At 60.1% G+C, this 7,296-nt stretch carries 6 protein-coding genes; all 6 read left to right on the forward strand.

Annotation, left to right across the window (positions count from 1 at the left end; all coding sequences use genetic code 11):
• The first annotated feature begins 163 nt into the window (after nt 1-163).
• Nucleotides 164-694, forward strand: a complete 531-nt coding sequence (locus LC066_RS19615; RefSeq protein WP_224888693.1) for a hypothetical protein — start codon at nt 164-166, stop codon at nt 692-694.
• Nucleotides 691-1,872, forward strand: a complete 1,182-nt coding sequence (locus LC066_RS19620; protein ID WP_224902701.1) for a relaxase/mobilization nuclease domain-containing protein — start codon at nt 691-693, stop codon at nt 1,870-1,872. The genes LC066_RS19615 and LC066_RS19620 overlap by 4 nt, the downstream gene beginning before the upstream one ends.
• Before the next feature lie 1,216 nt (nt 1,873-3,088).
• On the forward strand, nt 3,089-3,724 hold the full coding sequence (locus LC066_RS19625) for a calcium-binding protein (RefSeq protein ID WP_224902704.1): 636 nt from the start codon (nt 3,089-3,091) through the stop codon (nt 3,722-3,724).
• 331 nt (nt 3,725-4,055) lie between these two features.
• A complete protein-coding gene (locus LC066_RS19630) occupies nt 4,056-6,398 on the forward strand; it encodes a copper-transporting P-type ATPase (RefSeq protein WP_222495201.1) in 2,343 nt (780 codons plus the stop codon).
• Between the two features lie 17 nt (nt 6,399-6,415).
• Nucleotides 6,416-6,673 carry a DUF2933 domain-containing protein gene (locus LC066_RS19635; RefSeq protein ID WP_007803536.1) on the forward strand — a complete coding sequence of 86 codons (258 nt, stop codon included), beginning with the start codon at nt 6,416-6,418 and terminating at the stop codon, nt 6,671-6,673.
• On the forward strand, nt 6,670-7,296 hold a 627-nt coding region (locus LC066_RS19640), incomplete at its 3' end, for a methyltransferase family protein (RefSeq protein ID WP_224902708.1). The genes LC066_RS19635 and LC066_RS19640, both read left to right, overlap by 4 nt.

The raw sequence follows: 7,296 nt of genomic DNA on the forward strand, positions 1-7,296 counted from the left end.
CATCTCGCGCCCGCGGCGGCATCTTGCCCAGCCTTGACGAAGAGCGCGGAAAACGTGGTCCCGGACCACGTTTGGGGCTAGGGTTGTGACTAATGCAGGATAGGCTAAGCGCCAGCAAGTAATGCACCTTTGAGTTAGAATGCCGACAAAGAAAAAAGCCGCGATGACCTACCTGCCGCCCGAGCGCCATGCTCAGCTGGCGGCCTTGGCGGCATCAGAAGGGCAAACGGTGTCGGTCCTCTTGGGGCGCCTGATCGGTCTGGCGCTGGAGGGGAACGACGCCGTGCCGCCGCCCAGCCGTCCGACCTCCCGCGCGCGGCGGGAGGGAAAGGTGACGGTTCGTCTGGCTGCCGATGTGCGGCAGGAGCTCGAGGAAGAGGCGCGGTCCCAAGGCGTCACGGCATCCACCTGGGCTGCCGCTTTGTTGTCGGCGCGGATGCGCAATGCGCCGCAGATGGTGTCGGGCGAAAGACGTGGTGTCCGCGCCGCCTACCGCCAGCTTCGTGGCCTGGCCGTCAACGCTAACCAGATTGCCTATGCGCTGAACCGAGGTGTGCTCACGGGCGCGGGCGCAGATCTGACCAAGGCTGAGGTCGAGGGCCTGCGCCAAGACGTCGCCAAGTTGCGCATGGCGCTCAGCGTCTATGCAGAAGGCCGCTTCCAGTTCCAGTCCGGGGAAGATGATCAGCCATGAGTGATTTCAAATCGGAGCTGGGGTTCCAGGATTGCTGGGATTCAGAGGCCAACAGAAAGCTGAATAAGCCGGCTGCGGGATCCGTCGACAGTGGGGGCAGGAAGCGCAAGGCTGGGGCCCAGGATGCGGATCGTTCAACTGCGCAGGCACAGGCGATTTCGGCGGCTGATAAGGCGCGGTTGGCCCGTATCGTCAAAGGCGCGCCGGAGGTCATGGTGAAGGTGTCCAAGCCCGCCAAGAACGACAAGTCCGGCAATCCGATCAAGGTCAGCCGAGCATCAGAAGCGGTCAGGGCCTCGGAGCATCTCGCCTATATCAGCCGAAACGGCAAGATTGAGGTCGAGAATGATCGCGGGGAGGCCTTCAACGGCCGTACGCAGGTTGGCGCGATCTATCGCGAGTGGATAGAGAAACACGACGAGGATCGACGCGAAGGCTCTGCCACGGACCGGACGAGGATCACGACCAGCATCGTGTTCTCGATGCCCGGTACGGCGAATGCGGAAGCGGTGAAAGACGCGGTCAGGGCGCTGGCAAGGCAGGAGTTCCAAGGGCGGCATGACTACGCGATGGCCCTGCACACGGATACGCATCATCCCCATGTGCACCTGACGCTTCGCACCGTGGGCGAGGACGGCGAGAAGCTGAATCTGCGGAAAGCTGATCTGCAACGCCTGCGGGACACGTTCGCCGAGAAGCTCCGGACCCGCGGGATCGAGGCGGAATCCACCCCGCGCCATGCCCGAGGCGTGACGCGCCGGGGAGAGGTCACGCCTGTCTACAAGATCAGGCAACGGGGCGGTAAGCCCTTGGCCGATGCCCGGAAGATGCGCCAAGTTCGGCGCGATCTCGAAGACAACGGTGGACGTCTGCCGCAGAAGGCATGGGATGACGCGTTGATCGCGCGGCGCAACAGGGTGATGGCAACGTATGACCAAGCCGCAACGATCTTGGCAGGATCAGCGGACCCGAACGACCGTGACCTGGCGCGGGAAACCAAACGGTTCGCAGCGCGGCTGACCGAGACGACGACGCAACGTGCCGAGATGGCCCGTTCTCTAGCGGGGCAGGATGCAGCGCGTTCTGCGCCTCGCGAGCGCGGAAAACCGACCGATAGCGCAGAGCGTCAGCAGGACCTGTCAAAAGGAAGTCCTGACAGGGGTGGGCGTCAAAGATAGAGGATGTTGCGGCATGCGAGGACTACGAAGCACTTCGACGGCCTCGCAAATTTAAGAATCGGCCGTCCGGGCGATCTGCGGCGAACGGCAAATTTGAGCCCATGTTGGTGAAAAATCGCCCCTGATTTAAGACCCTTTGGATATGTTTCACTTCCCGTATAGTGTGGAAGGAACTGGCAAGGATGGGGCCGGGGCAGAAGGTGCAGCCAGCGCTGTTTTGCGAGTTCTCACTCGAGGATCGTACACCACAGAGCCACCTGCTTCGCTCCATCGATCAGCCCTGACGGGAAGGGCACTCGCGCCCTTTCCAAGTGGCCTGTTTCTGCACAAGCGAACGGGTTTTCTTCCACGGAAGCGGCCATAAGCGGCTTGATGGACGGCTATGCGGGCACCACCAGAAGTTCTGGAGGGCTGGTACGGCCACCACTCTGGCATCAGCTACTACCACCTTGCGCAAGCAAGGATCGACATGACCGCAGAAATCGCCGCATATTGAATATGCGCTCCAGTCCAGGGTCAAGAGTTGGCGAAAGCTCCTGGATTCATCAGTGTTGATTTAGATCAAGGAAAGAAGGCGATGGTCGGGTAGCTTAGACCAAAGGAGTTCCCCTTGCGCTGGAATCGATCAAAAAATCTGTGTGTTGTGGTCTTGCGAACAGTCGCAATGATTGTCGTGGCACTAACTGTCGGATTTAGTTCTATTCCTCATGCAGCTCATGCGCATGATACGCTCTCTTATCCATCATCTCAGACGATCGTATATGCAGGCGTAGATCACGTCGGCGCTCATGCGCCAAGGGCCGCAATTGTCGATGGACATTGCGCTTCGGGGACATCGTGCCTGATCGCGATTGTGCCGGATTGTATACCGTTTTCTGTACCGAGTACTTGTCGCGGGCCCTTTTCCATCGAACAGCGCAGCGGGACGTCGGCGCTGGTTTTTAGGCTCGATCACCCTCCCAAATCCTAACAGGGCCTTTGTCGTGTATCGAGAAGATTACGGCCCTCTCTGGGTCAACGGATGCACGATCAGTGAACATGTAACGCCACTGAACTTCTGGCGCTTACAGGATTCTTAGCGGTTGAAGCACCGGTCCCAGAACTTCTCCATCGACGGCTATCAGCAAGAGAACAGCCACGATAGCTGATCGAAAAGGGACGCGATGCGCATTTTCAGCCGCTTCCCCCCCCCCTTTGGGATTCAAGGAAGAACAAAATGAAACTGTACAACACGATCGCCACTGCGCTGGTTCTGACCATGGCCGGCGCGGGACTCGCCGTCGCGGATAGCGATCACGGCCATGGTTTTGCCGGCCCGATCGGCATGGAACAAGATCCCGCGGCCGCAGGTAAGGCGAACATGATGCAGGAGATGATGCCGATGATGCTGCGCATGCACGCTCAGATGATGGGTGGTGCAATGATGGGTTCTGGCCCAGGCGGCATGGGCGCGATGGATGCTGCCATGATGGGCGTCGGCCCCGGCGAGATGGAGATGATGGACGGCGCAATGATGCGCATGATGATGGGTCCGGACATGATGGGAGCCATGACCCCGGAGACGGGGCGCAAGACTATGCTCGCCCGGCTGGAGGAGTTCGACAAGGACGGCGATGGCACGTTGTCACTCGCTGAATTTGAAGCCCTCTACCTGGCGATGACCCGGGAGGTCATGGTCCGCCGCTTTCAGTATCTTGACGCTGACGGCGATGCGAAGATCTCCGAAGCCGAGATGGGTCGTCCCGCACTTCGGATGGAGATGAACGGCTCTGGCGGTCCGATGAGCGGTACCGGAAATACGATGGACGGGCCCATGGGGATGATGGATGGCTCCGGATCCTCGGGCAACTGAAAGCGCCTCTGGGCCCTGTGCGGGGCGAGGTTCGCACCGCACAGGACAGCAAACCGGGAAAGAGAACGTGGCAATGTCGCCGCTCACCTTTGTTGAGGCCGACAGCGCCATCCTTAGCCCTCTAGTCCGCCAGAAATATCGTCTTTCGGGCCACCAGGATCCCGATCAGACTACCGATTATTCGCGAACTGCAGGTGCCCAATAGCATCACCTATCACCCTCACGAGGTATAGTCTTCCACATGCCCCACAGCCAAAGTCACAATCACAATCACAATCACAATCACAATCACAATCAGAACCAGACCGCAGACGAATTCTGGACTTGCCCAATGCACCCCGAAGTCCGGCAAAACCAACCGGGTGACTGCCCCAAATGCGGGATGCATCTGGTGCCTGAAGGTCAGGCGACGGCGCACGCCAGCCACAGCCACAAGTCGCACAGTGGTCATCACCATGCGTCTACGGCAGGCCCTGATCACATAGGGCGCAAAACGTATGTCGGATTGGCTGCCTCGGGTGGTTCCTACGATACGGTGCCAGCCGGGTATCACGGTCCGGTCTATACGTGTCCCATGCATGCTGAGGTGCGCCAGACTCACTCTGGCTCTTGTCCAATTTGCGGCATGGGGCTGGAGCTTGAATCGGCTACAATGACTGCCGATGAGCCGAATCCCGAACTTATCGACTTTACCCGGCGCTTCTGGATCGGAGCCGGGCTGACAGTCCCTTTGCTGGTCTTCACCATGGGCCCCTATTTGGGGGCCCCGGGCGTGCGCGAGGTGTTTGGCGAGCGAGCCACGCTCTGGATCGAACTGTTCCTCGGCACACCGGTGGTCTGGTGGTGCGGCTGGCCATTCCTGCAGCGTGGCTGGACGTCCTTCCGTACGATGAAGCTGAACATGTTCTCGCTGGTCGCCATGGGCGTCATGGCCGCCTGGCTCTTCAGCATCGTTGCGGTTCTCCTGCCTGATATCTTCCCGGACGGGTTCCGTAGTGCGGAGGGCCATGTCGGGGTCTACTTCGAAGCGGCGGCAGTCATCGTCACGCTGGTTCTTTTGGGCCAACTCATGGAGCTTCGCGCTCGTGAGGGGACCGGCAAGGCAATCAGAGCGCTGCTCGATCTCGCCGCCAAGACCGCACGGATCATTCGAGAGGACGGCAGGGAGGAAGAAATCCCGCTTGAAGATGTCCAGGTCGGCGACCGGCTGAGGGTCCGACCGGGCGACAAGATTCCCGTTGATGGCGTTGTGCTCGATGGCCGATCCGCAGTCGATGAAAGCATGATCACTGGCGAGCCTGTCCCGGTCGAAAAGGTTGAAGGTGAGCCGGTCACCGGCGCTACGATTAACGGGACCGGATCGCTGATCATCGAAGCACGGCGCGTAGGGGGCGACACGATGCTGAGCCAGATTGTCGAGATGGTGGCCAATGCTCAGCGTTCTCGGGCCCCGATTCAGAAGTATGCCGACCAGGTTTCCGGCTACTTCGTGCCCGCAGTCATCGGCATTGCGGTCCTTTCGTTCATCGGCTGGGCCATCTGGGGGCCAGCTCCAGCACTCTCCTATGCCCTGATCGCAGCGGTCGCCGTCCTGATAATCGCCTGCCCCTGTGCGCTTGGTCTTGCGACGCCGATGTCGATCATGACGGCCACTGGGCGCGGCGCTCAGGCAGGGGTGCTGATCAAGAATGCCGAGGCTCTGGAGCGGTTCGAGAAGATTGATACACTGATCGTCGACAAGACCGGCACTTTGACCATGGGCAAACCGCGGCTGGTCGGCATCTTGCCGGAAGCAGGCCATGACGAAGCCGAGGTGCTACGGTTGGCGGCCACGCTTGAAAAGGGCTCTGAGCACCCGCTCGCCGAGGCCATCGTGGAGGGCGCGCAAGAGCGGGGTATGAAACTTGGCGACGCCGGGGATTTCGAAGCCGTCACCGGCAAGGGGGTTATGGGAACGGTCGACGGAAAACGCATCGCGCTCGGGAACCTCAAGCTGATCCAGGATCTCGGTCTCGACGCTGGCGAGCTGGCCGATAAGGCGAACGCACGACGTGACGAAGGCGAAACGGTCATGTTCGTGGTCGTAGAAGGCAGGGTGGCGGGTATGGTCAGTGTTGCCGACCCGGTGAAGGAGACGACGTCAGAGGCACTGAAGGCGCTTCACGACCTTGGCTTTCGCATCATCATGGCGACTGGCGACAATGAGCGCACGGCAAAAGCCGTCGCCTCAAGGCTCGGCATCGACGAAATCCGGGCGGACGTGCTGCCCGAAGACAAAGCGCGGATCATCAGGGAGTTGCAGTCCGAGGGTAGGAGTGTCGCGATGGCAGGAGACGGCGTCAACGACGCCCCCGCGTTGGCTCAGGCCGATGTCGGGATCGCGATGGGAACCGGAGCGGATGTCGCCATCGAGAGCGCGGGGATCACGCTCGTCAAGGGCAACCTAGACGGCATCGTCCGGGCTCGCCGTCTCGCCCGCGCAACCATGCGCAATATCCGTCAGAATCTCTTCTTTGCGCTGATCTACAACGCCGCCGGCGTGCCGATCGCTGCCGGTGTGCTTTTCCCGCTATTCGGCATCCTGATCAGTCCGATGTTTGCCGCCTTCGCCATGAGCGCATCGTCGATCTCGGTGGTGCTCAATTCCTTGCGACTTCGCAAGACAAGTATCTGAACGAGAGAGGTGCGGAAATGGCACTACATACCAAGCACATCGACGAGAAGAAAAGCAATGAGGAGGCGAGACCTCCTTCCTTCTGGCGTTCGCGAGGCGGAGTCTATCTCATCGTTGCCCTGGGGATTGCCGGGGTGCTTCTGGGGTACGAACATCGGGTCCACATACTCGCGAGCGATTGGCTCCTCTGGTTGCCGCTACTCGTTTGCGTGGGCATGCACTTCTTTATGCATGGGGGGCACGGAGGCCACGGCCACGGAGATGACAAATCATGACAGATACCGGCGCCTCTTATGGTCTTTGGTTCCTCGTCTTCGTCAACTCGGCGGTGTTTATCATCTTCGCCCTTAGCTTCTTCAAACCGCAAACTGCGCGGGACTGGCGAAGCTTCGGTGCATTCAGTGCGTTCATTGTCGCGCTCTTCGCTGAGATGTACGGCTTCCCGCTGACGATCTTCGTGCTTTCCGGGTGGCTGCAATCGCACTGGCCCGGTATCGACTGGTTCGCTCACGACAGCGGGCATTTGCCAGAGATGATCATGGGCTGGCGCACCAATCCACACTTTGGACCATTTCACCTCCTAAGTTTTTTCCTGGTCGGTGCCGGCTTCTGGCTGCTCTCTGTGGCTTGGCATCATCTCTGGACGGCGCAGCGGCAAGGACGCCTGGCCTCGACAGGACCCTATGCAAGGATTCGCCATCCGCAGTACGCAGCATTCATTCTCATCATGGCTGGATTTCTCGTGCAGTGGCCGACTCTGCTGACGCTCGCGATGTTTCCGGTTTTGGTGTGGATGTATGTGCGCCTGGCGAGGAGCGAGGAAGCCGACAGTCGCGCCAGTTTCGGCGAAGCTTGGGAGCGCTATGCTGCAAGCGTCCCTGCATTCATTCCCCAAAAA

Source organism: Pseudooceanicola marinus (assembly GCF_020177265.1).
In the GTDB taxonomy this organism is placed as follows: domain Bacteria; phylum Pseudomonadota; class Alphaproteobacteria; order Rhodobacterales; family Rhodobacteraceae; genus Pseudooceanicola; species Pseudooceanicola marinus_A.

What these genes read in the sequence shown, in the direction of transcription:
- LC066_RS19615 (WP_224888693.1), top strand. Translation starts at nt 164, where the DNA reads ATGACCTACCTGCCGCCCGAGCGCCATGCTCAGCTGGCGGCCTTGGCG.
- LC066_RS19630 (WP_222495201.1), top strand. Translation starts at nt 4,056, where the DNA reads ATGCACCCCGAAGTCCGGCAAAACCAACCGGGTGACTGCCCCAAATGC.
- LC066_RS19635 (WP_007803536.1), top strand. Translation starts at nt 6,416, where the DNA reads ATGGCACTACATACCAAGCACATCGACGAGAAGAAAAGCAATGAGGAG.
- LC066_RS19620 (WP_224902701.1), top strand. Translation starts at nt 691, where the DNA reads ATGAGTGATTTCAAATCGGAGCTGGGGTTCCAGGATTGCTGGGATTCA.
- LC066_RS19625 (WP_224902704.1), top strand. Translation starts at nt 3,089, where the DNA reads ATGAAACTGTACAACACGATCGCCACTGCGCTGGTTCTGACCATGGCC.